Consider the following 25,430-nt stretch of genomic DNA (forward strand, 5'->3'; position numbering starts at 1 on the left):
ATATCAAGACAGGTAGGGTGTCGGCATGCGCGATGAGGTCGACAGGCTGGTCGAGGCGTGGAACACCGAGCGTCCGGACCTGGACGTCCGGCCGCTGCAGGTCCTCAGCCGCGTCTCCCGGCTGGCTCGCCACCTCGACCGCGCCCGCCGCGCCGTCTTCGCCGACCACGGCCTGGAGTCGTGGGAGTTCGACGTGCTCACCGCGCTGCGCCGGGCCGGCGCCCCCTACCAGCTGAGCCCCGGCCGCCTGCTGCACGCGACCCTGGTGACGTCCGGCACGATGACGAACCGCATCGACCGCCTGGCGGCGGCGGGCCTGGTCGAGCGGCACCCCGACCCGCAGGACAAGCGCGGCGTCCAGGTCCGCCTGACCAAGGCGGGCCTGACCCGAGTCGACGCCGCGTTCGCCGACCTGCTCCGCCGCGAGCAGGCGATCCTGGAAGGCCTCCCCCCCGACCAACGCGACACCCTCGCCACCCTCCTGAGAACCTTGCTGATCCCCTTCGACCAGTAACTCACTGAGGTCAGGGGGTCAGGGCGGTTTCCAGGGTGGCGGCCAGGGCGCAGAGGTGGTCTTCGGCGCCCGCGCGGCCGATGAGCTGGACGGATGTGGGGAGGTGCGAGCCTGGCATTGGGACGGGGAGGGCGAACGCGGGGAGGCCGGCCACGTTGATCTGGCCTACCAGGGCGGTGAGGACGAGGTCGGACTCGTCCGCCTCGTCGGGTTCTGGCGGGAGGCACGTCAGGACGGGCAGGGCGATCGCGGTGTGCCGGGCGAGGATGGCGTCCAGTTCGGCCCTGATCGACTTCCGCACGCCGAGCGCCCAGTCGAGCATCCCGGCCTCGGACACGTCGATCATGTGCTGGATGCGGCGGGCGATGCGTCCGCTCAGCTTGTCCGGTTCGGCGAGAAGGCGCCCGTTCTGGCGCGGGGCCTCGTCGCTGATGATGACGCCGTTGGCGGTGGCGGCGTCGGCGTAGTGCTCGGACGTGACGTCGGTGAAGGGGCCGAGGCGGCGCAGGGCGTCGTCGACGGCGGCGTCGATCGCCGGGTCCACGCCGTCCACGCGGAGGCGCGCGATCGTCCAGGACGGGTCGTAGGGGACGGGCGTGAAGCCGGGTTCGAGCAGGCGCATCCCGAGGACGACGGCGGCGACGTCGCGTCCCATCGGCCCGACGACGTCCAGCGTCGGCGACAGCGGGTAGACGCCCTCCAGGGGGATGCGGCCGTTCGTGGTCTTCAGGCCCGCGATGCCGCAGCACGCGGCGGGGATGCGGACGGACCCGGAGGTGTCGGTCCCGAACGCCACGTCGGCCTCGCCGGTGGCGACGGCGACCGCGGAGCCGCTGGACGAGCCGCCCGGGACCCGCGACGGGTCGAGCGGGTTCACCGGCGTGCCCGTCCACGGGTTGACGCCGTCCGCGGCCATGCACAGCTCGTTGAGGTTGGTCTTGCCGGCGATGCGGGCACCCTGCGCGCGGGCGGACGCGACGACGGGCGCGTCGACCGCGGCGGGCTCGGCGCGTTCGGCGACCGCCTGGCAGCCCGCGGTGGTGGGCAGCCCGGCGACGTCGATCGCGTCCTTGACGGCGAGGCGCGGACCGTCGCCCGGCTCGTCCGTCTTCAGGATCCAGGTCGTCATCCAGGGGATGATGCCCAGTACGCCCAAAAACCGCCAGGAAACTCCTGCTAGCCGAGATCTTCGGCGAGCATGAGCCATTCCTCTTCGACCTCGGCGGCCTCGGCTTGGACCTCCTTGAGGCGGGCGTCCAGTTCCTGGAGCTTGGCGTAGTCGGTGGCGTGCGCGGCCAGCTGCTCGTGGAGGGTGGCCTGCTGCCCGGCGAGCTTCTCCAGGCGGCGTTCGAGGCGGTCGAGTTCCTTGCGGGCCTTCCAGTCCTGGCCGCCGGCCTTGGGCTTGGGGGGCGGCGGGGCGGGCTCGTCGCGGACGGCGCCGGGTTTGGGGGCGGTTCCGGCGGCGCGGCGTTCGAGGTACTCGTCGACGCCGCCGGGGAGCAGCGACACGCGGCCGTCGCCGAGCAGCGCGACGACGTGGTCGGTGATGCGCTCCAGGAAGTACCGGTCGTGGCTGACGACGACGAGGGTGCCGGGCCAGCCGTCCAGCAGGTCCTCGACCTCGGTGAGGGTCTCGATGTCGAGGTCGTTGGTGGGCTCGTCCAAGAGGAGGACGTTGGGTTCGGCCATGAGGAGGCGGAGCAGTTGCAGGCGGCGGCGCTCACCGCCGGACAGGTCGCCGACGGGCGTCCACTGCCGGTCGCCCGCGAAGCCGAGGCGTTCGAGGAGCTGGCTCGCCGTCCACTCGCGCTTGCCCACGGTGATGCGGCGGCGGATCTCCTCCACCGACTCCAGGACGCGCCGGGCGGGGTCGAGCTCTTCCAGGTTCTGCGACAGGTGCGCGAGCTGGACGGTCTTGCCCTGCACCACCGTTCCGGACACCGGCCGGACGGAGCCGTCCAGGAGACGCAGCAGCGTGCTCTTTCCGCTGCCGTTGACGCCGACGAGCCCGACGCGGTCGCCCGGGCCGAGCCGCCACGTCATGCGCCGGAACAGGTCGCGGTCGCCCAGGCGGACGTCGACGTCCTCGATGTCGTAGACGGTCTTGCCGAGCCGCGCCGTCGCGAACCGGGTCAGCTCCACCGAGTCGCGCGCCGGCGGCTCGTCGGCGATGAGGGCCTGCGCGGCGTCCACCCGGAACTTGGGCTTGGACGTGCGGGCCTGCGGGCCGCGGCGCAGCCACGCCAGCTCCTTGCGGAGCAGGTTCTGCCGCTTGGCCTCGGTGGCGGCGGCGATGCGGGAGCGCTCGGCCTTGGCGAGGACGTAGGCGGAGTAGCCGCCCTCGTAGCGTTCGACGCGGCCGTCGACGACCTCCCACGTGCGGTCGGTGACCTCGTCCAGGAACCAGCGGTCGTGGGTGACGACGAGCAGCGCGACCTTGCGGCCCTTCAGGTGCCGGGCCAGCCAGTCGATCGCCTCGATGTCGAGGTGGTTGGTGGGCTCGTCCAGCAGGAGCAGGTCGGACTCGGGGACGAGGAGCCGGGCCAGCGCGACGCGGCGGCGCTCCCCGCCGGACATCCCGGCCAGCGGCGCGTCCAGGTCGAGGTCGGCGAGCAGGCCGCCGAGGATGTCGCGGGCGCGGACGTCGCCGGCCCACTCGTGCTCGGCGCGGTCGCCCAGTACCACGGACCGGACGGTCGCGGACTCCGGGAACGCGTCCCGCTGGGTCAGGTAGCCGAGCCGCAGGCCGCGCGCGTGGGTGACGCGGCCGTCGTCGGGTTCGGTCTCCCGCGCGAGGACGGACACGAGGGTGCTCTTGCCGCCGCCGTTGCGGCCGACGACGCCGACGCGGTCGCCCTCGTCCAGGCCGAGGGACACGGCGTCGAGCAGTGGCTTGGGCCCGTAGGCCTTGGCGACGTTCTCAAGATTGATCAGATTCACGGCGCCTTCAAGCGTATTGCCCTCCGCGCACCGCTCGCACGGCGCGCCCCGCCCGGACGATCAGTTCGGGGGCGGCGGGCTCGAAGGACCGGGCTGTCCCGGCTGTCCGTACTGGCCCTGCTCCCCAGGCTGCCCGTACTGGCCCTGGTCCCCCGGCTGGCCGTACTGACCGGGCTGGCCGGGCTGGCCGTATTGCCCCGGCTGGCCGTACTGGCCGGGTTGGCCGTACTGGCCCGGCTGGCCGTACTGGCCGTACTGGCCGGGCTGCTGCTGGGGCGGGTACGGGGCGCCGGGCGGCCCGTAGGCCGCGCCCCTGCGGGACCTCGACGAGCTGGTGGCGATCACCAGTAGGACCACCACGACGGCGGCAAAGAACAGGAGCAGGAGCAGGAGCAGGAAGGGGGACAGCATGCCAAGCCGAGCCATTTCGCTAAGTTCCGACAATCGGGGGAGGCGAACCTATCGATCAGGGCGACCAAGGTCCCGGCCGCGCGGCGAGCCTACTGCCCGCCCGGCTCCCCCGGCACCACGAAGCCGGGGGCCGCGGGCTCCGGCGCGGCGTTGCCCGAGGCCGCGGAGCCCGGCATGGCGGAATCCGGAACCGCGGACCCCGTTCCGGCGGCCGCCACCACCTTGTCAGGGGCGTTGCGGCGCAGATGCCGGTCGCGGCGCACCGCGAGCAGGACGAGCGTCCCCATCATGGCGATCGCCACGAGGCCCAGCATCGCGGACAGATACGTCATCGTTCCACCTCGCCGGTCGGGTCTACCGAAGGAACCGGTGTCACCGTTAGAGGACGCGCTCTGCTACCCCGAGGTTCGCTTGTGTGACGATGGCAGCTACCGGGACACGGCCGGCACACCGTTCCGTCAGAGGACTGTGGCCCCGGGGACGGGTCCGTGGGCCCGGACGATCTGCTCGGCGACGCCGGCGGTCTCCAGCGCGTCCGCCAGGGCGGCGGCGTCCTCGCGGGTCTCGGCGAGGAACGCGCAGGTGGGGCCGGAGCCGGAGACGAGCGCTCCGATCGCGCCGAGCTCGCGGCCGGTGTCGAGCGTGCGGCTCAGCGACGGGCGCAGCGACAGGGCGGCGGGCTCCAGGTCGTTGGAGAGCGCGGCGCCGAGGGCCTTGGCGTCGCCGGTGGCGAGCGCGGTCATCAGCGCCTCGGACACGGTCGGCCAGGCCGGCGCCTCCCCCGCCGCCAGGCGGAGCCGGTCGCATTCGCCGTAGACGGCGGGCGTGGACAGGCCGCCGTCGGCGGTGGCGAACACCCAGTGGAACGTCCCGCGGGTGAGGGCGGGGGTGAGCCGCTCGCCGCGCCCGAGGCCGACGGCCGTGCCGCCGAGGACGGCGAACGGCACGTCGCTGCCGAGGTCGCCGCCGAGCTCCATCAGGTCGTCGCGGGTGAGGGCGGGCTGCTCCCGGTCGTCCCAGAGCCGGGCGCACGCGACGAGCGCGGCGGCGGCGTCGGCGCTGCCGCCCGCCATGCCGCCCGCGACCGGGATCGCCTTGCGGATCGAGAGCCGGACGCCGCCCTCGACGCCGAGGCGCGCGGCGACGAGCCGGGCCGCCCTGGCGGCGAGGTTCTCCTCACCGGTGGGGACGCCGTCGACCGCGACGCGCGCGTGCGGGGCCGCCTCGACCTCCACCGCCAGCCGCTCGGCCGGCTCGGCCGTCACCTCGTCGAACAGGGAGACCGCGTGGAACACGTTGACGAGATCGTGGTAGCCGTCGTCGCGGACCGGACCGACGCCGAGCTGGAGGTTCACCTTGGCGGGGACCCGCACCGTCACTGCGCTCACTCGCGAAACCCTACGGGACCCTCAGCCGCCACTGGTGACGGGGAGGTTGCGGGGGTTGAAGTAGGGCGCGGTGGCGAGTTCGCGGAGCGCCGAGGTCGCGTGCATGTCGCCGGTCACCGAGTAGGCGCGGCGCTTGTCGCGGGCGTTCTTCGCCTGCTCGTCGGAGTTGAAGTACACGACGGCCTTGACCTGCGGGTCCTGCAGGGTCTTGGCGGCCTCGCGGAGCCATTCGGCGCGGCGCGGGCCGTAGGACTTCGGCACCCCGAACTCGGCGATCATGATGGGCTTGTGCCGCCCGCGGGCCCACTCGGTGAACAGCTTCAGCGCCTCCGACAGGTCGCGGTAGTCGTAGTCGGCGCCGGGCTGCGCGTCGGCGCAGATCCAGTCGACCTGGTCGTCGCCGGGGTAGTACGAGCCCGCGTTCGCGCCGCTGAAGCCGCGGGCGGTCGGGCACCACACCCAGGCGACGTTGTCGACCCGCTCCCGCTTGAAGATCTCCCGCACGTGCTTCCAGGCGGCGGTGAAGTCGGCCGCCGAGTGCACGCTCCTCTGGTTGGTGGACTTGTCCATGTCGCGCGACCAGCGCAGGAACACCGGCTTGCCGAGGGCCTTGACGGCGCGGGCGCGCTTGGCGATCAGTTCGTCGTGCTCGCCCTGGACGATCTCGCGGGTGTCGGCGCCGTCCCAGGTCAGCAGCAGGTAGCGGTTCCCCTCCGCGACGGACTCCTCCAGCGCGCCCGGGAAGTCGCTCTTCCAGCCGCGGTAGCTCTGCACGATGTCGAGCCGGCGGCCGAGGCGCTGCTCGAAGCCGACGATGGGCGCCATGCCGGGCTTGCCGGCGTCCTTCCCGGACGGCGTCTCCGACGCGGAGCCCGACGGCGAGCCGGACGGCGAACCCGCCGATGGATCCGAGGACGGGTCGGAATGGGAGCCGGACGGGGAGGCGGAGGCCGAGGCCGACGGACGGCCCGCGCGCTCCGGCGGCACCCACGCCCCGAAGTAGGCGCCCTGCGCCGGCGGGACCGGCGCCACGCCCGCCCGCGCCGTCGTCGTGATCTTGGGTGCCGCGCCGGCGCCGCCCCCGCAGCCCGCCGCGACCGTGGCGACCACGCCCGCGGTCGCGAGCAGCGCCGTCCCCACGATCGGCCATCCGGCTCGCGTCGCCCGCGAACGCGCCTTCACATCGACCTCCGGCTCATGCTGATGCGTCATCCCCCGCGGGGAGCCCTCGCCTCAGGGGTTCGAGGGTGATCACCCCGGCGAGAAGGACCATACTCGGCAATCCGGGCGAAGGCGGCCACGTCCAGCGCTTCGCCCCGGGCCCGCGGGTCCACGCCCGCGGCGCGCAGCGCGTCCTCGGCGGCGGCCGCCGACCCGGCCCAGCCCGCGAGCGCCGCGCGCAGCGTCTTGCGGCGCTGCGCGAACGCGGCGTCGACCACGGCGAACACCTCCTGCCGGGACGCCGCCGTCGCCGGCGGGTCGCGGCGGGTGAACGCCACGAGCCCGGAGTCGACGTTCGGCGCGGGCCAGAACACCGCGCGGCCCACCGGCCCGGCCCGGCGGGCGTCCCCGTACCAGGCGAGCTTCACCGAGGGCACCCCGTAGATCTTGGAGCCGGGCGCGGCGACCATCCGGTCGGCGACCTCGGCCTGCACCATCACCAGCGCGGACCGCAGCGACGGCAGGACGGCCAGCAGGTGCAGGACGACGGGGACGGCGACGTTGTAGGGCAGGTTCGCGACCAGCGCCGTCGGGGCCGGCCCCGGCACCTCAGCGATCTTCATCGCGTCGGCGCGCACGACCTCCAGCCGCCCGGCGAACTCCGGTTCGCGGGCCGCGGCGGTGGCGGGCAGCTCGGCGGCGAGCGCCGGGTCGATCTCCACGGCGACGACGCGCCGCGCCAGCGGCAGCAGCGCCAGCGTGAGCGACCCGAGCCCGGGGCCCACCTCGATGACGACGTCGTCAGGGCTCAGCTCGGCGGCCCGGACGATCCGCCGGACGGTGTTGGCGTCGATGACGAAGTTCTGCCCGAGCGTCTTCGTCGGCCTGATGCCGAGCCGCCCGGCCAGCTCCCGCACGTCCGCCGGCCCGAGCAGGCCCCTGGTGTCCCCCATGCGCCAAGTCTCTCCTGTCGTCGCGGGGGCCCGTCCCCCAGGTCCCCGGTGGGCGCCGCTCAGGAGAACAGGAACTTCCCGCAGTTGGGCCACTGGCCCTGCCAGCGGCCGTTCACCCGCTTGTAGAGCAGCTGCGCCCGGTAGGTCTGCTCGGCGGAGCTCGCGTCCGACGGCTTGCCCGATCCGCCGACCGACGCCCACGACGACAGGGAGAACTGGTAGAGGCCGTAGTACCCGGCCGGGTTGACGGCCTTGGGGTTGTTGTGGGACTCGCAGTTGGCGAGCCCGTGCCAGTTCAGCCGCGTCACCGAGCCGGTGTTCGCCGACTTCGGCCCCACCGCGACGATCCGCGCGACGGGCTTGCGCTTCACCTGCTTGGCGATGACGGTGATGACCCGGCGGCCCTTGCGCCGGGCGTAGGCCACCTTCACGACCGTGATGCCGGGACGGCCCTTGCGCAGTTCCTTCTCGCTCCACGGCGGGACGGACGAGCTCTTCTTGCGGACCGTCGGCGCGGGCGTCTTCACGACCTTGGTCACCGGGTCCGACAGCAGCCGCATGATCTTGATGACGTCCCCGGCGGGCCGGTCGGCGGCCGGCTTGACCAGGTCGTGCGGGCCGAGCGCGATCTTCGCCTGCTCCAGCACCTGCGCGACGGTCGTGCCTGTCGTCATCGTCTCGGTCTTCTTCGCGTCGACCACGATGACGACCTTGCGCGGCGCGGGGGCGCTGGTGCGCGGCGCGTCCGCGACGACGCCGTTCTTCGGGGCGGCCGATCCGCCGTCCCCGCCGCACGCCGAGGCCAGTAGCGCCGCCGCCAGCAGGACGGCGGCGGGGGCGAGTGCGCGGGGCGCGCGCGTCCGCGCGGCAAGGGGGGAAGGCACGGGGAGTTCCTCCAGGGAGCCGGGCTCGGGGGGCGCCCGTCCAACGGCCAGAGATTAGAGGTCTCCGCCCGTCTCCGCCACCGCAACGCCATCACTCGCCCCATTTGCCCGGTATGCGGGCCATTGGGTCCGCATACCGGGCGAAAGCGGGGCGCGGTCACCAGGGCCCGAAGGCCCGCTCCCCGTTCGCGGCGATCGCGGTGCAAAGCTCCGCCAGGTCCACGCCCTTGACCTCCGCCATGGCGCGGACGGTGTGCGGGATCAGGTACGAGGCGTTCGGCTTCCCGCGGTGCGGAATCGGCGTCAGGAACGGCGCGTCGGTCTCCACGAGCAGCAGGTCGAGCGGCGCCGCGCGCAGCGCCTCCCGCAGCGGCTCGGCGTTCTTGAACGTGACGTTCCCGGCGAAGCTCATCAGGTAGCCGCGGTCGGCGCAGACCCGCGCCATCGCGGCGTCGCCGGAGTAGCAGTGGAAGACCACCGTCGCGGGCGGGCCCTCCTCCTCCAGGATCGCCAGCACGTCGTCGTGGGCCTCGCGGTCGTGGATGACGAGCGCCTTGCCGGTGCGCTTGGCGATGTCGATGTGGGCGCGGAAGGAGCGGTGCTGGTCCTCCTTCGGCGCCCAGTCGCGGTAGTAGTCCAGGCCCGTCTCGCCGATCGCGCGGACCTTCGGGTGCGCGGCCAGCAGGGCGACGTCGTTCAGGACGGCGTCGCTGACGCCCGTCGTCTCGTTCGGGTGGATCGCGACCGCCGCGTACACGTCGTCGAACTCGCCCGCGGCCTCCACCGCGAACCGGGAGGACGGCAGGTCGCAGCCGATCGTGACGATCCGCGCGATGCCCGCCGCCCGCGCCGACCTCAGCTGCTCGTCCACCGGCGTCTCGACGATGTCCAGATGGCAGTGGCTGTCGAAGACGTCGACGGGCAGGCGCTCCGGGAGCGGCGGGTAGGACCGTGCGGCCTGCCCGTCCCCGTCTCGGGTCACGCCTGCTCCAGCCTGGCGAGCTCCTCGTCCACGACCGACGCGTCCAGCTTCTTGAACAGCGGCGTCGGCTTGGCCAGCGGGACGCCCGGCTTGATCGGCACGGACTCCCAGCGCGCCTCGGTCGCGTAGTCGCCGGTGAGGACGCGGTAGTCGGGGCCGCCCTCCTCCGACACCGTCTCCAGCTCCGGCATGCCGCTCCACACGCCCTGGCCGCCGAGCATCTCGTAGACCTTCTGCGAGGAGTTCGGCAGGAACGGCGTCAGCAGCGTCTTGGCGTCGTCGACGACCTGCAGCGCCGTGTGCAGGATCGACTTGACGCGCTCGGGGTCGTCCTTCAGCTTCCAGGGCGCCTGGTCCGACAGGTACTTGTTGGCGTCGCGGACGACGTCCAGCGCCTCGGTGATCGAGTTCTTGAACCGCGAGCGCTCCAGCTCGGCGCCCACCGCCCCGAACGCGTTCCGGCTGCGCTCCAGCAGCGCCCGGTCGGCGTCGGTGAGGTCGCCCGCCTCGGGGACCGCGCCGAAGTTCTTCGCCGCCATGTTCACCGAGCGGTTCACGAGGTTGCCCCACGCGGCCACCAGCTCGTCGTTGTTGCGGCGGACGAACTCCGACCACGTGAAGTCGGTGTCCTGGTTCTCGGGGCCCGCGACCGCGACGTAGTAGCGCAGCGCGTCGACGTCGTAGCGCTCCAGGAAGTCCTTCACGTAGATGACGACCTGGCGGGACGAGGAGAACTTGCGGCCCTCCATCGTCAGGAACTCCGACGACACGACCTCGGTCGGGAGGTTCAGCGCGCCCAGCGAGCCGGGGTTGCCGCCCCGGTCGCCCTGGCCGCTGTAGCCGAGCAGCATCGCCGGCCAGATCTCGGCGTGGAAGACGATGTTGTCCTTGCCCATGAAGTAGTAGGACAGGGCCTCCGGGTCCTGCCACCAGGCGCGCCACGCCTCGGGGTCGCCGGAGCGCCGCGCCCACTCCACCGACGCGGAGAAGTAGCCGACGACCGCGTCGAACCACACGTACAGCTTCTTGGCCGGGTTGTCGCGCCAGCCGTCCAGCGGGATCGGCACGCCCCAGTCGAGGTCGCGGCTGATCGCCCGCGGCTGCATGTCGTCCAGCAGGTTCAGGGCGAACTTCAGCACGTTCGGCCGCCACTGGCCCTGCTTGCCGCGCAGGTACCGGCCGAGGACCTCGGTGAACGCGGGCAGGTCGAGCATGAAGTGCTCGGTCTCGGTGAACTTCGGCGTCTCGCCGTTGATCCGCGACACCGGGTTGATCAGGTCGATCGGGTCGAGCTGGTTGCCGCAGTTGTCGCACTGGTCGCCGCGCGCCCCGTCGTACCCGCAGATGGGGCAGGTGCCCTCGATGTAGCGGTCCGGGAGCGTCCGGCCGGTGGACGGGGAGATCGCGCCCATCGTCTTGGTCGGGAAGATGTAGCCGTTGTCGTACAGGCCCTTGAAGACCTCCTGGACGACCGCGTAGTGGTTCAGCGTCGTCGTCCGGGTGAACAGGTCGTAGGACATGCCGAGGCCGTGCAGGTCCTCGGCGATCACGGAGCTGTAGCGGTCGGCCAGCTCGCGGGCCGTCACGCCCTCCTTGTCGGCCTGCACCTGGATCGGCGTGCCGTGCTCGTCGGTGCCGCTGACCATCAGGACCTTGCTGCCCGCCATCCGCTGGTAGCGGCTGAACATGTCGGCGGGCAGCGCGAAACCGGAGACGTGCCCGATGTGACGGGGCCCGTTGGCGTACGGCCATGCGGGCGCGGTCAAGATATGACGGCTTGACGAGGACATGGAATCAAGGGTAGTCGCGTCGCGGAGGCCACGGCACGCGAGTAACCTGGTCCGGCGTCGCGGGGCGGCGCGGGGGCGGCGCGGGGCGCCGCGAGGGCGCGGCCATCGGCGCCGCGGGCCGGCCGCCGGCGGCACGGATCGGCCACCACCAGCACGGACCAGCGGAGGCGGGAACCCAGGCATGGCCCAGACGACGTCCGACGAGCCGCTCGCCCGGGAAGCCGACGACGCGGGGCCGGACGCGCCGTCCGCGCGAACGGGCCTGGTGGGCCGGGTCCGGCGGACCCGGCGGGTCGTGTGGCTGTCGCTGCTGGTCGCGGCGTCCGCGGTGCTCGCCCAGTGGGTGGTCATGACGCCGCCGCTGTACTTCGACCCCTACTACGTGTGGCTCGCCGCCCGCGACTGGCCCCACATCCCGCTCACCCAGTGGCCGTTCGACGAGGTGCCGCACCAGGTCACCCGGATCGGGCTGGTGCTGCCTGCGCGGCTCGCCCAGGAGGTCCTCGGGGACGGCCAGGCCGCCTACTTCACCGTCGCGGCCGTCGGCGGCGCCGCCTTCTTCGTCGGGACGTACCTGGTCGTCCGGTCCCTGTTCGGGGACGCGGCGGGCCTGGTGTCCGCGGCGGTCATGCTGGTCCACCCGTTCTTCACCATGACCAACCCGTTCGGCCACGAGATCACCTGGTCGACCGGCGTCATGCTGCCGGACATGCCGGGCGCCGGGCTGTTCACGATCGGGATGGCGGGCCTCGTCGTCGCGAGCCGCAGGACCGGCCGGGCGCAGACGCGGATGCTGCTGGCCGCCGGGGTGCTCCTCGGCGCGTCGTTCCTCGTCCGGGAGTTCCTGGCCTTCCTCTTCCTCGCCATCCCCGCCTACCTGGCGCTGCTGCGCATCCCGTGGCGCCGCAACGTCACGGTCGGCGCGCCGATGCTGGCGATCCTGCTGCTCAACTTCGTCCACAACCAGCTCGTCTGGGGCAGCCCGCTCGCCGGGCTCATGTCGGCCGCCGAGCACGGCGGCCAGTCCCGCGACTACGTCACCCGCTCGCTCGCCGCGCGGTCGTTCCTGCGCGCGATGCACGAGTGGAACCCCCTCGGCCTCGTCTTCACCGCCGCGCTGGCCCTCACCGTCGTCGGCTGGGCCCTCACCCGCGACCGGCGGCTCGCGCTGGTGCTGGTGTGGTTCTTCACGCTCGCGGTGCCGCTGACGCTGTTCTCCGGCGTCCTCGACCCGAACGACATCTCGCTGCGCGCCTGGCTCCAGCGGTACTGGTTCGCGGTGCTGCCCGCGCTGCTCGCCGGCGGGTCCGGCTCGCTGATCCTGATGTTCCGGATGCTGCCGCCCGGCCTGGTGTCGCGGCTGCGGCTGCGGACCGTCGTGGCCCCCGTCCTGGCGGTCGCGCTGGGCGCGACGTACGCGGTGGCGGCCGTCCGCGCCGTCCCGGAACTGCCGCGCGACAAGGCGTGGAACGAGCTGCGCGGCTACCTCGGCGACCACCGCGACATCACGCTGATCTGCGCCGACCGGCGGCTCGCGCAGACCCTCACGTTCTACACGCGCGACATGTGGGGCCGCCCCGTCTGGCGCGGCGAGATCCGCGACTTCCCGCACTACCTGCCGGTCCCGCGCAACGCGACGGAGGGCCCGATGCTCTACACGCGCTGGCGCGGCATGGAGTCGCAGATCGGCGGCGGCTGGCGACCGGAGCCGTCCCAGGGCTGGACGCTCATGTGGCGCTCGTCGGACGGGGTCCTCCAGCTCTGGAATCCCCCCGCCGCGAGCTAGAGCCTGCCTCGAAGTGGCCTCCGCCACGCACGCGAACGCGTGACCTGGCCGGTGGAGCGAAGCCGGAGGCGAGCGGAACCGGGCAGATCGCGAAGCGATGCCGCGTTCGCCCAGGCCCGGTCACGAAGCGAGCCGCCAGGCGAGCGCAGTGGGCCGGGACTTCAGCCACGCAGCCAGGCGACCCAGTCGCCCTCGGCGGTGCGGCGGCTGGCGACGACGTGCCAGCCGGGCGGGGCGCCCTTCGGCCACGACGCGGTGGGCGGCGCGTCCTTCGGCCAGGCCAGGACGACCATGTCGGCGTCCTGCGGCGGCGCCGTCCACCGGGCGTCGAAGACGCTGCCGTCGCTCCACCAGGCCCAGTAGTACTGGGAGAGCCGGATCGTCCACCAGATGTTCCAGTCGACGGCGATGGACCGCTGCTTCGTCAGGTCGACGCTGCCCCGCAGGTCGGTGTAGGCGGTCTCGGCGCGCACCAGCGGCTGCGCGATCCGCTCGGTGGCGGTGGCGCACATGGCGAGCGCGACCGCGGCCAGCAGGCCCGCCAGCAGCAGCGGGCCGGTCGACCGGCGCGGGCGGACCAGGACGGCCGCCACCGACAGCGCGAGCAGCAGCAGGCCCGCCAGCGTGGCGTGCCAGAGGTGGAACGCCTTCCAGTCCCAGGTCAGGAACGCCGTCTCCGGGAAGTCGTAGGCCGTGTAGGTGTACCGGGTGAGCAGGTCGCCCGCGTACCACTGGACGACGCAGGCGGCGACGACCGTCAGGGCGGCCGCGGCACCGGCCGTCCACAGCAGCGTCCGCCGCGAGGCGCGCATCAGGACCGCGACGCCCACCGCGAACAGCACCGGCGTGACACTGGCCAGGTAGCGGCCGTACACGTAGTTGCCGATGCGGTACTCGACCGGCAGGGCCGCCGACGTCGCGAACGCGATGCCCGCCACGATTGCGAGGAGCGCGAGCGCCAGCGCCCGCGTCGGCCCCGGTGTGGTGCGGCGGACGGCGAGGAACGCGACCGTGACGAGGCCGAGCGCCGCCACGCCGCCGGTCGCGACGGCCTGGTACCAGACCTGGCCGGTGCCGAGCGAGAGCATCCAGCCCCACCCGTCCAGGGTGGTGACGCGCTTCACGACGTTGCCGCCGAGGTCGTTGTCGCCCTGCGGGTACATGTGCGGCAGCAGCGACCGGTTCAGCAGCATGCCGGCGGCCGTCGCGGCGCCGAGGACGAGCACGGACGCGGACACGGCCCGCCAGGACCGCCACCGCAGCACCAGGGCGGCCCCGAGCAGCGCGGCGTGCACGAGGAGCAGGATCGCGCCGCGGGTGTGGCAGGCGTAGGCGTAGGCGACCAGCAGCGAGGCGCCCGCGCCGGTCGGGGTCGGCCGGACCGGCGTGCGGCCCCCGGCCGCGGGCGGGGCGGTCAGCCAGGTGTGCGTCAGCAGCAGCCAGCCGGCCACGAGCACCGGCAGGATCGCGTCCGTCAGCACGAATCCGGAGTAGAAGAGCACGCACGGCAGCAGCGCCGTGACGTGCGCGAAGACGTACGACCAGCGCCGCCGCACCGCCAGCCGGCGCAGCAGCAGGTAGGCCAGCGGCAGCATCGCCGCGCTGACCAGCGCGTTGATCACCAGGGCGGCCCGGTACACCCCGACGGGGCCCGCGCCGATCCAGAAGGCGGGCGTGAGCAGCAGCGGGTAGCCGCCGCGGTACACCGTCCCGAACGACATGTCGGCGTCGGGGCCGCCGGTGAGGACGCGGGCGGCGAACAGGTAGCCCGACTCGTCCGGCGTCGCGACCGGCATCGTCTGCCCCGACGCGAGCCAGAGGCGCACGGCGACCTGCGCGGCCCAGCCGAGCACGAACAGCCAGGCCCAGCGGCGGCGGTCCGCGCGCGGGGCGGCGACCGGGTCCGCCGGCGGCCGCGCGACGGCGGCCGGCGCGGGCGGCGGTGCGGCGTCGTCCGGCGGCGCGGTGTCGTCCGGCGGCGCGGTGTCGTCCGGCGGCGTGCGCGTGCTCACCGGCGTACGGCCCGCCGGGCGCGGACGGTCGGGCAAGGGAGATCCATCGACGGTCAAGCCTGTCATAGTGCGGGCGGGGCGCCGGTCCCAGGCCCGGAGACGCTCAGCGAGCTCTCAGCCTCCGGCACGGTCTGCCCCCGCGGTTTCTCGGATGGTGACGAAGACCGGCTCCGCCGGGGACGGGTGCCGCGCGGGCCGCGAGCGCGGGCGCCCGTCAGCGCGCGGACGCGCCGTCCTCGTCGCCGTCCTCGTCGCCGGCCCCGGCCGTCGCGCCCGCCTTCGCGGCGGGGACCTTCTCCGGCTCGGCCGCGGCCTCGCCGGCCTCCGGCCCGGCGCCCCTCTCGGCGCGCTCCGCCTTCTCGGCCTCGCTCGCGGCGACCTTCCGCACGGCCGCGTCGACGACGCCCGCGGCCTCCTCGGCCGGGTCGGTGAGCGGCGGGTGCTGGCGGCGGCGGATGCCGAGGATGCTGACGAACAGCGAGGCGAAGATGGCCTGGAAGCTCATCACGAGCGCGGTCGCGGCGGGGACGACGATGCGCAGCGAGTGCCGCGGGTCGAGCTCGCCGAAGCTGTTCACCCGCCAGTGCAGCAGGGACGCGACGAGGCCGGCGAGGCCGGCGGCGGCGAGCAGCCCGCCGAGCAGCAGGCCGCGCTCCAGGCTCCACCAGTCGATGACGCGCTGCACCCGGCGGTCGTGCGGCAGGAAGCCCTCCTGCATCGCGTAGACCTTCGTCAGCAGCGCGAACAGCACCGCCTGGAAGCCGATCACCAGCGCGGCGGACGCGCCGACCAGCGTGTCGACGTCGAAGGCGATCTCTCCGACGGTCACCGGACCGGTCGACAGCGCGATCCCGGCGATCAGGCCGAGCGTCATGAAGACCAGGCCGGGGATGAGGAACAGCCAGCGGGGGCTGTAGAGCATGAGGAAGCGCAGATGGCGCCAGCCGTCGCGCCAGGTGTTGAGGTGCGGGGCGCGGGTCCGCCCGTCCGGCGACAGCGTGGTCGGCACCTCGCGGATGTCGTAGCCCTGGAGGGTCGCCTTGACGACCATCTCGCTGGCGAACTCCATGCCGCCGGTCTGGAGGCCGAGCCGCAGGATCGCGTCCTTGTCGAAGGCGCGCAGGCCGCAGTGGAAGTCACCGATCTTGCTGCCGAAGAACAACCGGCCGACGAAGCTGAGCACGGGGTTGCCGAGGTAGCGGTGCAGCGGCGGCATGGCGCCGTCGGCGATGCCCCCCTTGAACCGGTTGCCCATGACGAGGTCGGCGCCATCGCGCAGCTCGTCGAGGAACGGGCCGAGGGTGGCGAAGTCGTAGGAGTCGTCGGCGTCGCCCATCGCGACGTACTTGCCCCGCGCGGCCCGGATCCCGCCCATGAGGGCGTTGCCGTAACCCTTGTCGATCACCGGCACGACGCGCGCGCCCGCGTCCCGCGCGAGCTGCTGGCTGCCGTCCGTGCTGCCGTTGTCGGCGATGACCACCTCGCCGTCGATGCCCTTGTCCTCGAAGAAGGCGATCGTCTTGCGGACGCAGGTCTCGACCGTCTCGGCCTCGTTCAGACATGGCATCACTACGGAGAGTTCCACGCGATCTCCTTCGTTACCCCTGGTGGCGTCGTTACTCTTGGTGACCCTGTTACACCTGCTGACCGTCTGCGGCGTTTTCCACTAATCTCTGTTGTTCCGCGTGTGGTTCCTCGGGACGGCCCGTCAGCGTTCAATGATGCCCGCCGAGGGCGGGGCTTGAGGGCCGCTCTCGTCAAGAGCACCCGTATCGTGTTGCCCACTTGCAACCGGAAGACCCTATCCGGCGCGATCGCGGGCGGCATGTTAGGACGTCAAGCATACGGGCACGGCGGCCCGGAAAGGGTTGGGCGGCTGTGACGCGCTCCGCAGGACGCAGTGCCGTGGACGAACGTAGTGCCGGGGACGGACTCAGTGCCACCGGACCGGGGGCCGGACATCGAAGGGAAGGTGCGGCAGTGGCGGGGGAAACGCCGCGGGGCACCGCGCTCGACGGGTCGGCGCAGGGCGGAACGGCCCTGGCCACGGCGGCCGCGTCCGCCGCGACGACGGACGTCCCGGGCGACACGCCCGGGGGGCCGAAGACCATCCCGGATTCGGCCAAATCTCCTCCAGGCTCCGGCAAGGCCGCGCTCGATTCCGCGTCGGCGGCACTGGAGTCCGGCATATCCCGCCCCACGGTCGCCGATTCCGGCACCGCCATTGAGGACGGCCCGGAAACGGACACAAAGGCACGTCCGGAATCGGGCGACGCGCCCGAGGAGCCGTCCGCCGCGACTGCGGCGCCGGGCCGCCGGCGCGCTCGCGGCCTGTGGACGCTGGCGCGCCGGAATCCGACGTTCAGTGTGATCATTGCCATAGCGGCGCTGCTCCGCCTGGTGACGATGCTCGGCTACCAGCCGGTGATGTTCTTCAACGACAGCTTCGACTACCTGAACGTCGCGATGGACCCGTATCCGCACCCGCTGCGGCCCGACGGGTACTCGTTCCTGCTGCTCGTCCTGAAGCCTTTCCACAGCTTCGCGCTGGTCGCCGGGATCCAGCACCTCATGGGCCTGGCCATGGGCGTGATGATCTACGCGCTGCTGCGGCGCCGGTTCCGGCTGCCCGGCTGGGGCGCCGCGCTCGCGTCCGCGCCGGTCCTGCTGGACGCCTACCAGCTCCAGCTCGAGCACCTGGTGCTCTCGGACACGACCTTCACCTTCCTGGTGATGTGCGCGGTCACGCTGCTGCTCTGGCGGGACCGCCCGACCTGGAAGATCGCCGCGGCGGTCGGGCTCATCGTCGGGATGGCCTGGCTGACCCGCTCGGTCGGCATGCCGGTGCTCCTCGGCGTGCTGGTGTACATGCTCATCCGGCGCTGCGGCTGGCGGCTCATGGCCGCGACGCTGGTGGCCTGCCTGCTGCCGGTGCTCGGCTACATGGGCTGGTACAAGGCCGAGAGCGACAAGTTCGCGATCACCGAGAGCAACGGGATCTTCCTGTACGCCCGGGTCTACAAGTTCGCCGACTGCCACCGGATGAAGGACCTGCCGGTCAGCGAGTACCCGCTGTGCACCGAGCCGGGGAACCGGCTGCCCAACTCGCAGGACGGCATCTGGAACGCCCGCTCCCCGCTCAACCGCTACACCGGCACGCGGTTCAGCCCCGAGAACAACAAGCTCGGCAACGACTTCGCCAAGCGCGCCATCACCGCCCAGCCGCTCGACTACGCGCGGGTCGTCGCGCACGACTTCTTCCGTGTCTTCCAGTGGAAGCGCACGGTGTTCCCCGACCCGGCGACGTACTCGCAGTACGAGTTCGAGAAGAAGAGCAGGCCGCTGCCCGACTGGCACATGCCCGGCGGCGGGACGGCGGCGCAGGACGCGCGCGGCTACGAGCACGGCAACGCCCGCACGCAGGTCGCCGAGCCGTTCGCCGGGGTCGCCCGCGGCTACCAGGACGTCTTCTACCTGCGCGGGACGATGGTCGGCGGCATCCTGCTCATCGGCCTGGCCGGGCTGGTCCCGCTGTGGCGCCGGTTCGGCGGCGAGGCGCTGCTGCCGTGGACGCTCGCCACCGGGCTGCTGCTCGCGCCCGCGGCCACCGCCGAGTTCGACTACCGGTACGTGCTGCCCGCCGTCCCGCTGGCGGCGCTCGCCGCGGGGCTGGCGTTCCGGCCCGAGGCCCGCGAGACGGTGACCGGGTGGACGCGCCGCCTCGCCCGGCGCGCGAAGAGCGAGTCGGCACCGTCCCCCGAGCCCGCGCAGCCCACCGAGCCGGCGGTGCCCGAGTCACCCCTGGCCACCGAGGTCACCGCCTGAACGGCAGAGTCAGCGCCGGGCGGCTACCAGGCGTGCATCCGGCGGAGGTGGAAGACCATCGCCACGTCGCTGACGCTGCGGGCCATCGGCGGGTCCTCTCGCCTGCCATGCGTCGCGGACAGCGCCTTGACGTTCTCGCTGCCGCAGGTCGGGCAGCACCGGTTGACCCAGGGCGTCGTGCAGGGTTGGCCGTGGCGCTCGTAGACGACGGCCTCGTTGCCGTGCCCGTCGCCGGAGTGCCGGACCCGGAACTCCTCGTCCCAGGACCCCGCGCAGCTCAGGCACTCGAAGCCCCACACCTCGTGGTTCGTCCATGCCTCATGCACGGCACTCACCCCCTCGCAGACCGTTCCGTACGCATCTGACCGCGGCGCCTCTGGTCTGCTTCCCACGGATGCCCCGGCCGGAGGCCACCGGCTCAGTTATGCCCGCAAGGACCCCGTTTGCATCGCTCTGGGGGCGGTGACTATTTCCTTGCCTTGACGACGGCGTCGTAGACGAGGCGCTTCTGGGCGCCGTTCTCCCGGGCGACCTCGGCGATGGCCTGCTTGCGCGGCGTCCCGGCCGCCTCGCGCGCGGCGACCGCCGCCGCCAGCTCCACCGGGTCCGACAGCCCGCGCGGCTCGGGAGCGCCCCCGACCACCAGCGTGATCTCGCCGAGGACGCCGTCCTTCGCCCACGCGGCCACTTCGCCGAGCGTCCCCCGCCGGACCTCCTCGTAGGTCTTGGTCAGCTCGCGGCAGACCGCGGCGGGACGGTCCGCGCCGAACGCCTCCGCCATCGCCGCGAGGGTCACCGGCAGCCGTCGCGGCGACTCGAAGAACACCATCGTGCGGGGCTCGCCGGCGAGCGCCTCCAGCCGCCGGGCCCGCTCGCCCGGCTTGCGCGGCGGGAACCCCTCGAAGCAGAACCGGTCGGTGGGCAGCCCCGACACCGCCAGCGCGGTCGTGACCGCGGACGGCCCGGGCAGCACCGTGACCGGAACGCCCTCGGCGACGGCGGCGCGGACGAGCCGGTACCCGGGGTCCGACACGCCCGGCATCCCGGCGTCGGTGATGACCAGGACGTCCCGTCCGGCGAGCAGGTCCTCGACGAGGCCCGCCGCCCGCTCCCGCTCGTTCAGGTCGTTGTAGGACACGACGCGCGCGGCGAGTTCGACGCCGAGGTCGCCCGCCAGCCGCCGCAGCCGCCGCGTGTCCTCCGCCGCGATGACCGGCGCCTCCGCGAGCGCGGCCCGCAGGCGGGCCGAGGCGTCCTCGGGCCTCCCGATCGGCGCCGCGGCGAGCCGCAGCGTCCCCGTCACGGCCCCTGTCACGGCCTCCATCACGGCCTCCATCCCGGTCCGGTCACGGGGCCCATTGTCCCAGGGGGCGCCCCGAGGTCCTGAAGGAGGCGGCGAGTGCAAATAAACTCGCAGGATGGCGACGACGGATCTGGCTTCGGTCCCGGCCACGGCGTCCCGGCGCCGGCCCCCTCAGCTGCGGGAATGGCTCACGCCCGCGATCCCGGGCAGCCCGCTGCTGTCCTGGCTGGGCCCGCTGCTGGTCACGGCGCTCGCCGCGTACCTGCGGTTCGACCGGCTGGGGACGCCGAAGGCGGTGGTCTTCGACGAGACCTACTACGCCAAGGACGCGCTCGCCCTGCTGAAGTTCGGCTGGGAGCACAACACCGTCGAGAACGCCGACAAGATGCTCATCGCCGACCCGGACGCGCACATCTGGGGCAGCGGCCCCGCGTTCGTCGCGCATCCGCCGTTCGGCAAGTGGATGATCGCGATCGGCGAGGCGATGTTCGGCGCGACCCCCTTCGGGTGGCGGTTCGTGCCCGCCCTGGCCGGGACGCTGTCGGTGCTGATCCTGTGCCGGGTGGCGCGCCGGATGACGGGCTCGACGCTGCTCGGCTGCGCCGCCGGGCTGCTGCTGGCGCTGGACGGCCTGGCGTTCGTGACCAGCCGGGCCGCGCTGCTGGACGTCTTCGTGATGTTCTGGGTCCTCGCCGGGTTCGCCTGCCTGGTGAACGACCGGGACCGCTCCCGCCGCGCCCTCGCCGACCGGATCGAGGCCGGCGAGACCTCGGTGTACGGGCCGTTCCTCGCGCACGGCTGGCGGTGGGGGGCGGGCGTCTGCCTCGGTCTCGCCTGCGCCACCAAGTGGACGGGGATCTTCTACGTCGCCGCGTTCGGGCTGATGACCGTCCTGTGGGACTACGGCGCCCGCCGCGCCGCCGGGGTGCGGGCCCCGCTGCAGGGGACGATGCTGCTGGAGGCCGTCCCGGCGTTCGTGCAGATGGTCGTGGTGGGGCTCGTCACCTACCTGGCGACCTGGTGGGGGTGGATCTTCAAGCCGGGCGGCTGGGGGCGCGGCACGGCGTCGGACAACCCGCTGTGGCGGCCGTTCGAGGCGATGCCGAAGCTGTGGCACTACCACGCGGAGATGCTCGGCTTCCACACCGGGCTGGACGCCAAGCACCCCTACCAGTCGTGGCCGTGGGACTGGCCGATCCTGCGCCGCCCGGTCGCGTTCTTCTACACCGAGCCCAAGGGCGCGTGCGGCGGCGCGTCCCGCTGCTCGCGCGAGATCCTCGGGATCGGCACGCCCGCCCTGTGGTGGGGCGCGCTGGTCGCGCTGATCGTGGTCGCGTTCATCTGGCTGATCCTGCGGGACTGGCGGGCCGGGGCGATCCTGCTCGGCTTCCTCGCGGGCTGGCTGACCTGGTTCCCGTCGGCGTTCGCCGACCGCACGATGTTCCTGTTCTACGCGACGCCGCTGATCCCGTTCATGGTGCTGGCGGTCGTCCTCGTGCTCGGCTACCTGATCGGACCCGCGCCCGGCTGGGCGGCGGGCGCGCACGCGGCACGTCCCGGCGAGAACGGCGGAGCCGCCGATCCCCAAGGGGCCATGCCCGAAGGGCCTCCCGGCCTGCCCTGGGACTCCCCCGCCGACCAGGATCCGGCCCTCGCGCCGTACGGCGAGCAAGGCCGGTACGGCGAGCACGCTCCCTATGACGAGCAGCCGTACGACGACCACGGGTACGGCGAGCATCCGTACGGCGAGCACGGGGCGCACGCGCCGCCGGCGCCCGTCCAGACCGCCGGGGTCAGGCGGCTGATCGGCGCCGCCGCGGCGGGGGCGTTCCTGCTGGTGGTGCTGGCCAACTTCGCGTACTTCCATCCGATCCTGTCCGCGCAGACGATCCCCTACGAGGACTGGCACGAGCGGATCTGGTTCCAGTCCTGGGTCTGACGCCCGGCCGGGACCGCTAGAGCCCGGCTGCGGCGTCCACGGGGACGGCGGGGCGCGCGGCGGGGCGCAGCGTCCGCGCGCCGAGCAGGCACACGGCCAGGGCCAGGACGCCCCCGGCGCCGGCGCCCGCGAACGCTCCGGGGACGCCCGCGGCGTCCTGCCCGACGCCCGAGACGAACGAGCCGACGGAGCTGCCCGCGCCGATCGCCGCGACGATCCATGCGAACGCCTCGGTGACGGTCCCGGCCGGGGCGAGCCGGTCGACGAGCGTGAAGCTGCACGCCAGCACGGGCGCGAGGAAGACGCCGGAGGCGAACGCGATCACCGACATGAGGGGCAGGCCCGGCGCGAGGACGAGCGGGAGGTATCCGGCGGCGAGCGCGGCCAGCAGCCAGGGCAGCCGCCGGTGCGCCGCGCCCGCCCACGAGCGGGCGCCGTAGGCGATCCCGCCTGCGAGGGCGCCGCCCGCCATGCACGCCAGCAGCAGCCCGGAGGCGAGGTCGCTGCCCTGGTCCTCGGCGTAGGCGACGACGGCGACGGAGTAGACGCCGAGCGCGATCCCGGCGCAGCCGAGCGACAGCAGCAGGACCCGCAGGCCCGGGGACCGCAGCGGCCCGGCCCAGTCGGAGGCGCGCGGCGCGCCCCGCCACCTGCGCGACGGCCCCGACAATGCGACGACGAGCGTTCCGGCGATGCCGAGCGCGCCGGTGAGCAGCAGCGCGGTCTCGGTGTTCACGACGGCTGCGGCGACGACGAGCAGCGGCCCGGCGGTGAACAGCAGCTCCTGGGCGGCGGCGTCGAGCGCGTAGGCGGCGTCGACCTGCTCGGGGCCGTCCAGGACGTCGGGCCACAGCGCGCGGAGCCCGGCTTCGAGGGGCGGGGTGGCGAACCCGGCGGCGAAGACGGCGGCGACGGCCACCGGGAGCGGGTCCGCGCCGACCGCGGCGAGCAGGGCGAAACCGGCCGCGGAGGCGCAGGCGGCGGGCAGCAGGACGCGCGGCTGGCCGAACCGGTCCATGGCGCGGCCGAGGACGGGCTGCCCGGCGGCGGTGGCGAGGCCGAGGATCGCGGCGAGGGTCCCGGCGAGCGGGTAGCCGCCGTCGTCCGCGCGGACGTGCAGGACGACGGCGAGGATGCCCATCCCGTTGGGGAGCCGTCCGAGGAGGGTGCCGCCGAGCAGGCGTCCCGCGTACGGCCTCCGCAGGAAGACGACATAGCCGCGCATCGATGGCCCCCGAGATCCCGTCCTGCTTGCCGAGTCATACGTATTACTCCCGTCATACGTACCACCTCCGGGTCGTCCCGTTCTAGTCTGATTTCGTCCGACCGATCCGCCAGGGAGGCGCAGGTGCCGGCGATCAGCCGTCCCACCAGCAAGGACGTGGCTCAGGAGGCCGGGGTCTCGCAGTCCACGGTCTCGCTCGTGCTGGGCGGCAAGTGGAGCGGGCGCGTCTCCCCCGCGACCGCGCGCAGCGTGCGGAGCGCCGCGGAGCGGCTCGGCTACCGGCCCAACCAGGCGGCCCGGAACCTGCGGCTCGGCACGACCCGGACCGTCCTGCTGATGGTGCCGACCCTGACCGCGCCGTTCTTCGGCCCCGTCTACACCGGCGCGGCGCGGGTCGCCGCCCGGCACGGCTTCGGCGTCGTGGTCTCGACCTGGCCGGACGACGCCGCGGGCCCCGCCGACAGCCCGTTCGCGGCGCCGGACGAGGCGATCGACGGCATCCTCGCCAGTTCGATGGCCGTGGAGGCGCTCGGCCGGTTCCGCGGGACGCCCGCCGTGATGCTGGACAGCGGCCCGGCGGGGCGGCCCGGCGCCCCCGTCCCCACCGTCGACTTCGGCGTGGCCGACGGGATGCGGGAGATCGCGGCGCACCTCGCGGCCCTCGGCCACCGCCGGATCGGGCATGTCGCCGCCGCCGTGGACCAGTGGACGTTCCACGCCCGCGCGGACGCCCTCGCCGGCGCCGTCGCCGGCCTGCCGGGCGGTGTGCTGACCCGGTCCGCCTGCGCGATCGACGTCGCCTCGGCCAAGGGCGCCGCCACCCGGCTGCTCACCGCCCCCGACCCGCCGACCGCGCTCGTCTGCGACGACGACCTGATCGCGGCGGGCGCGTACAAGGCGGCGCGCGCGCTGGGGCTGGACGTCCCGACCGACGTGTCGGTCACCGGGTTCGACGACGTGCTGCTGGCGACGGCGCTGGAGCCCGAGCTGACCACCGTCCGGCTGCCCGCCGAGGAACTGGGCGCCCAGGGAATGGCGGCGCTGCTCGCCCTCCTCGACGGCCGCGCTCCGGCTCCCCTCGTCCTGCCCGGCGAACTCGTCGTCCGCGGGTCGACGGCGCCGCCGCGCCCCCGCTGACCGGTCCGGGGCCCGCAAGCCCACCGGACCATCATGTTTTCGAAAAGAGGGGTATAACGCCGCCCATGGAATCCCACCCGTCTGAGATCGACATCGCCGCGCATCCGGACGACCGGATCGGCTCGGCGCCGCCGCGCACGCGGGCCTGGCGGGACGGCCGCATCGAGGCGGAGGGGTTCCCCGTCGCGGAGCTCAGCGGCTACCTGGCGCGCCCGGACGTCGTCGTGTGGCTCGACCTGTGCGGGCCGCAGCACGAGGACATGCGCGTGGTCAGCCGCGAACTGGGCATCGATCCCGTCGCCGTGGAGGACGCGGTGTCCCGGCACGAGCGGGCGAAGCTCGACCGCTACCGGGGGTACGCGTTCCTCAACGTCTACGTTCCGGTGGTGACCGACGGCGAGCTGGCGATGCACGAGGTGTCGGCGTTCCTCAGCGAGCGCGCCTTCGTCACGGTCCGGCAGGACTGCGGCTTCGACGTGGACGCGCTCATCCGGCGCTGGGACCAGAGCCCGGACGCCGGGCTCGGCGAGCCGAACGCGGCCTTCCTGCTCTACGGGCTCCTGGACCTGGTGGTCGACCTGCAACTGGCGGCCGTCCAGGCGCTGGACGACGAGGCCGACGCGGTCGAGGACCTGGTCTTCGACGACGCGTTCCCGGTCAAGGAGATCCAGCGGCGCAGCTACCGGCTGCGCAAGAACCTGGCCGCACTGCGGCGGATCGCGCTGCCGATGCGGGAGGTGCTGAACACGCTGCTCCGCCGCGACCCGCGGATCGTCCCCGCACCGCTCGTCCCCTACTTCCAGGACGTCTACGACCACACGCTGCGCGTCGGGGAGTGGACGGACGCCCTGCGCGACCTCGTCGCCGACCTGCTGGAGACGCGGCTGGCGCTGCAGGGCAACCGGATGAACGAGGTGATGAAGAAGGTCACCAGCTGGGCGGCGATCATCGCGGTGCCGACCGCCGTCACCGGGTTCTACGGACAGAACGTCCCCTATCCCGGGTTCGGCCACTACTCCGGGTTCGTCGCCAGCACGGTCATCGTCGTCGTCTGCAGCCTCGCGCTCTATGTGATCTTCAAGGTCCGCGACTGGCTCTGACCGCCGGGTCCGGCCAGGTCACGGCACGTCATATGCGTTCGCATATCGGATCCCGCGCCATATCAATATTGGACATGTCG

The 25,430-nt window shown here is 73.3% G+C and carries 21 protein-coding genes; 6 read left to right on the forward strand and 15 right to left on the reverse strand.

Going from position 1 to position 25,430, the window contains the following annotated elements; all coding sequences use genetic code 11:
• Positions 1-25 precede the first annotated feature (25 nt).
• The gene (locus K4S16_RS22525; protein WP_149260981.1) at positions 26-514 is read left to right on the forward strand and encodes a MarR family winged helix-turn-helix transcriptional regulator; all 489 of its coding nucleotides are present in this window, start codon (positions 26-28) and stop codon (positions 512-514) included.
• A 10-nt stretch (positions 515-524) separates the two neighbouring features.
• Here K4S16_RS22525 and K4S16_RS22530 read toward each other — a convergent pair whose 3' ends face one another.
• The 10 genes from K4S16_RS22530 to metG form a co-directional block, all read right to left on the reverse strand.
• Positions 525-1,643 carry an amidase gene (locus K4S16_RS22530; RefSeq protein WP_160160992.1) on the reverse strand — a complete coding sequence of 373 codons (1,119 nt, stop codon included), beginning with the start codon at positions 1,641-1,643 and terminating at the stop codon, positions 525-527.
• A 47-nt stretch (positions 1,644-1,690) separates the two neighbouring features.
• Positions 1,691-3,454: an ABC-F family ATP-binding cassette domain-containing protein gene (locus K4S16_RS22535; RefSeq protein WP_149260983.1), complete on the reverse strand. Its 1,764-nt coding sequence runs from the start codon at positions 3,452-3,454 to the stop codon at positions 1,691-1,693.
• Positions 3,455-3,514: 60 nt separating this feature from the next.
• Complete coding sequence (locus tag K4S16_RS44420) at positions 3,515-3,880, reverse strand: hypothetical protein (RefSeq protein WP_160160993.1); 366 nt, start codon at positions 3,878-3,880, stop codon at positions 3,515-3,517.
• 74 nt (positions 3,881-3,954) lie between these two features.
• A complete protein-coding gene (locus K4S16_RS22545) occupies positions 3,955-4,197 on the reverse strand; it encodes a hypothetical protein (protein ID WP_149260984.1) in 243 nt (80 codons plus the stop codon).
• Positions 4,198-4,323: 126 nt separating this feature from the next.
• Entirely contained in the window at positions 4,324-5,253 is a 930-nt protein-coding gene (locus K4S16_RS22550) for a 4-(cytidine 5'-diphospho)-2-C-methyl-D-erythritol kinase (RefSeq protein ID WP_268843266.1), read from the reverse strand.
• Positions 5,254-5,274: 21 nt separating this feature from the next.
• Positions 5,275-6,465 carry a glycoside hydrolase family 26 protein gene (locus K4S16_RS22555; RefSeq protein ID WP_235036988.1) on the reverse strand — a complete coding sequence of 397 codons (1,191 nt, stop codon included), beginning with the start codon at positions 6,463-6,465 and terminating at the stop codon, positions 5,275-5,277.
• Entirely contained in the window at positions 6,462-7,367 is a 906-nt protein-coding gene (gene rsmA, locus K4S16_RS22560) for a 16S rRNA (adenine(1518)-N(6)/adenine(1519)-N(6))-dimethyltransferase RsmA (RefSeq protein WP_149260985.1), read from the reverse strand. Before rsmA ends, K4S16_RS22555 begins: the two co-directional genes overlap by 4 nt.
• Positions 7,368-7,426: 59 nt before the next feature.
• Positions 7,427-8,251 (reverse strand): resuscitation-promoting factor, encoded by an 825-nt coding sequence (locus K4S16_RS22565; protein ID WP_149260986.1) that lies wholly within the window; start codon positions 8,249-8,251, stop codon positions 7,427-7,429.
• Between the two features lie 157 nt (positions 8,252-8,408).
• Positions 8,409-9,233, reverse strand: a complete 825-nt coding sequence (locus tag K4S16_RS22570) for a TatD family hydrolase (RefSeq protein WP_149260987.1) — start codon at positions 9,231-9,233, stop codon at positions 8,409-8,411.
• Positions 9,230-11,023, reverse strand: coding sequence for a methionine--tRNA ligase (gene metG, locus K4S16_RS22575; protein ID WP_149260988.1), 1,794 nt, complete (start codon positions 11,021-11,023; stop codon positions 9,230-9,232). Before metG ends, K4S16_RS22570 begins: the two co-directional genes overlap by 4 nt.
• A gap of 181 nt (positions 11,024-11,204) precedes the next feature.
• On the opposite strand from metG, the gene K4S16_RS22580 reads away from it, so the two are divergent.
• Complete coding sequence (locus tag K4S16_RS22580) at positions 11,205-12,809, forward strand: glycosyltransferase family 39 protein (protein WP_149260989.1); 1,605 nt, start codon at positions 11,205-11,207, stop codon at positions 12,807-12,809.
• A gap of 161 nt (positions 12,810-12,970) precedes the next feature.
• Here K4S16_RS22580 and K4S16_RS22585 read toward each other — a convergent pair whose 3' ends face one another.
• Both K4S16_RS22585 and K4S16_RS22590 read right to left on the reverse strand, forming a co-directional pair.
• On the reverse strand, positions 12,971-14,821 hold the full coding sequence (locus K4S16_RS22585) for a hypothetical protein (RefSeq protein WP_200842037.1): 1,851 nt from the start codon (positions 14,819-14,821) through the stop codon (positions 12,971-12,973).
• 214 nt (positions 14,822-15,035) lie between these two features.
• Positions 15,036-16,406: a glycosyltransferase family 2 protein gene (locus tag K4S16_RS22590; RefSeq protein ID WP_235036989.1), complete on the reverse strand. Its 1,371-nt coding sequence runs from the start codon at positions 16,404-16,406 to the stop codon at positions 15,036-15,038.
• A gap of 395 nt (positions 16,407-16,801) precedes the next feature.
• On the opposite strand from K4S16_RS22590, the gene K4S16_RS22595 reads away from it, so the two are divergent.
• Positions 16,802-18,646 (forward strand): glycosyltransferase family 39 protein, encoded by a 1,845-nt coding sequence (locus tag K4S16_RS22595; RefSeq protein WP_235036990.1) that lies wholly within the window; start codon positions 16,802-16,804, stop codon positions 18,644-18,646.
• 23 nt (positions 18,647-18,669) lie between these two features.
• On the opposite strand, the gene K4S16_RS22600 is transcribed toward K4S16_RS22595, so the two are convergent.
• Positions 18,670-18,972, reverse strand: coding sequence for a hypothetical protein (locus K4S16_RS22600; protein WP_149260990.1), 303 nt, complete (start codon positions 18,970-18,972; stop codon positions 18,670-18,672).
• Between the two features lie 140 nt (positions 18,973-19,112).
• On the reverse strand, positions 19,113-19,970 hold the full coding sequence (gene rsmI, locus K4S16_RS22605; protein WP_149260991.1) for a 16S rRNA (cytidine(1402)-2'-O)-methyltransferase: 858 nt from the start codon (positions 19,968-19,970) through the stop codon (positions 19,113-19,115).
• A gap of 94 nt (positions 19,971-20,064) precedes the next feature.
• Between rsmI and K4S16_RS22610 the strand changes: the two genes are divergently transcribed.
• Positions 20,065-21,888, forward strand: coding sequence for a dolichyl-phosphate-mannose--protein mannosyltransferase (locus K4S16_RS22610; RefSeq protein ID WP_235036991.1), 1,824 nt, complete (start codon positions 20,065-20,067; stop codon positions 21,886-21,888).
• Positions 21,889-21,904: 16 nt separating this feature from the next.
• On the opposite strand, the gene K4S16_RS22620 is transcribed toward K4S16_RS22610, so the two are convergent.
• Positions 21,905-23,113, reverse strand: coding sequence for an MFS transporter (locus tag K4S16_RS22620; RefSeq protein ID WP_149260992.1), 1,209 nt, complete (start codon positions 23,111-23,113; stop codon positions 21,905-21,907).
• Positions 23,114-23,236: 123 nt separating this feature from the next.
• Between K4S16_RS22620 and K4S16_RS22625 the strand changes: the two genes are divergently transcribed.
• Together K4S16_RS22625 and K4S16_RS22630 are read left to right on the forward strand one after the other, a co-directional pair.
• Positions 23,237-24,250, forward strand: a complete 1,014-nt coding sequence (locus K4S16_RS22625) for a LacI family DNA-binding transcriptional regulator (RefSeq protein WP_149260993.1) — start codon at positions 23,237-23,239, stop codon at positions 24,248-24,250.
• A 65-nt stretch (positions 24,251-24,315) separates the two neighbouring features.
• Positions 24,316-25,350 (forward strand): magnesium transporter CorA family protein, encoded by a 1,035-nt coding sequence (locus K4S16_RS22630; protein WP_149260994.1) that lies wholly within the window; start codon positions 24,316-24,318, stop codon positions 25,348-25,350.
• The last annotated feature ends 80 nt before the right edge of the window (positions 25,351-25,430 follow it).

Origin of the sequence: Actinomadura sp. K4S16 (assembly GCF_008327685.1) — a bacterium.
In the GTDB taxonomy this organism is placed as follows: domain Bacteria; phylum Actinomycetota; class Actinomycetes; order Streptosporangiales; family Streptosporangiaceae; genus Spirillospora.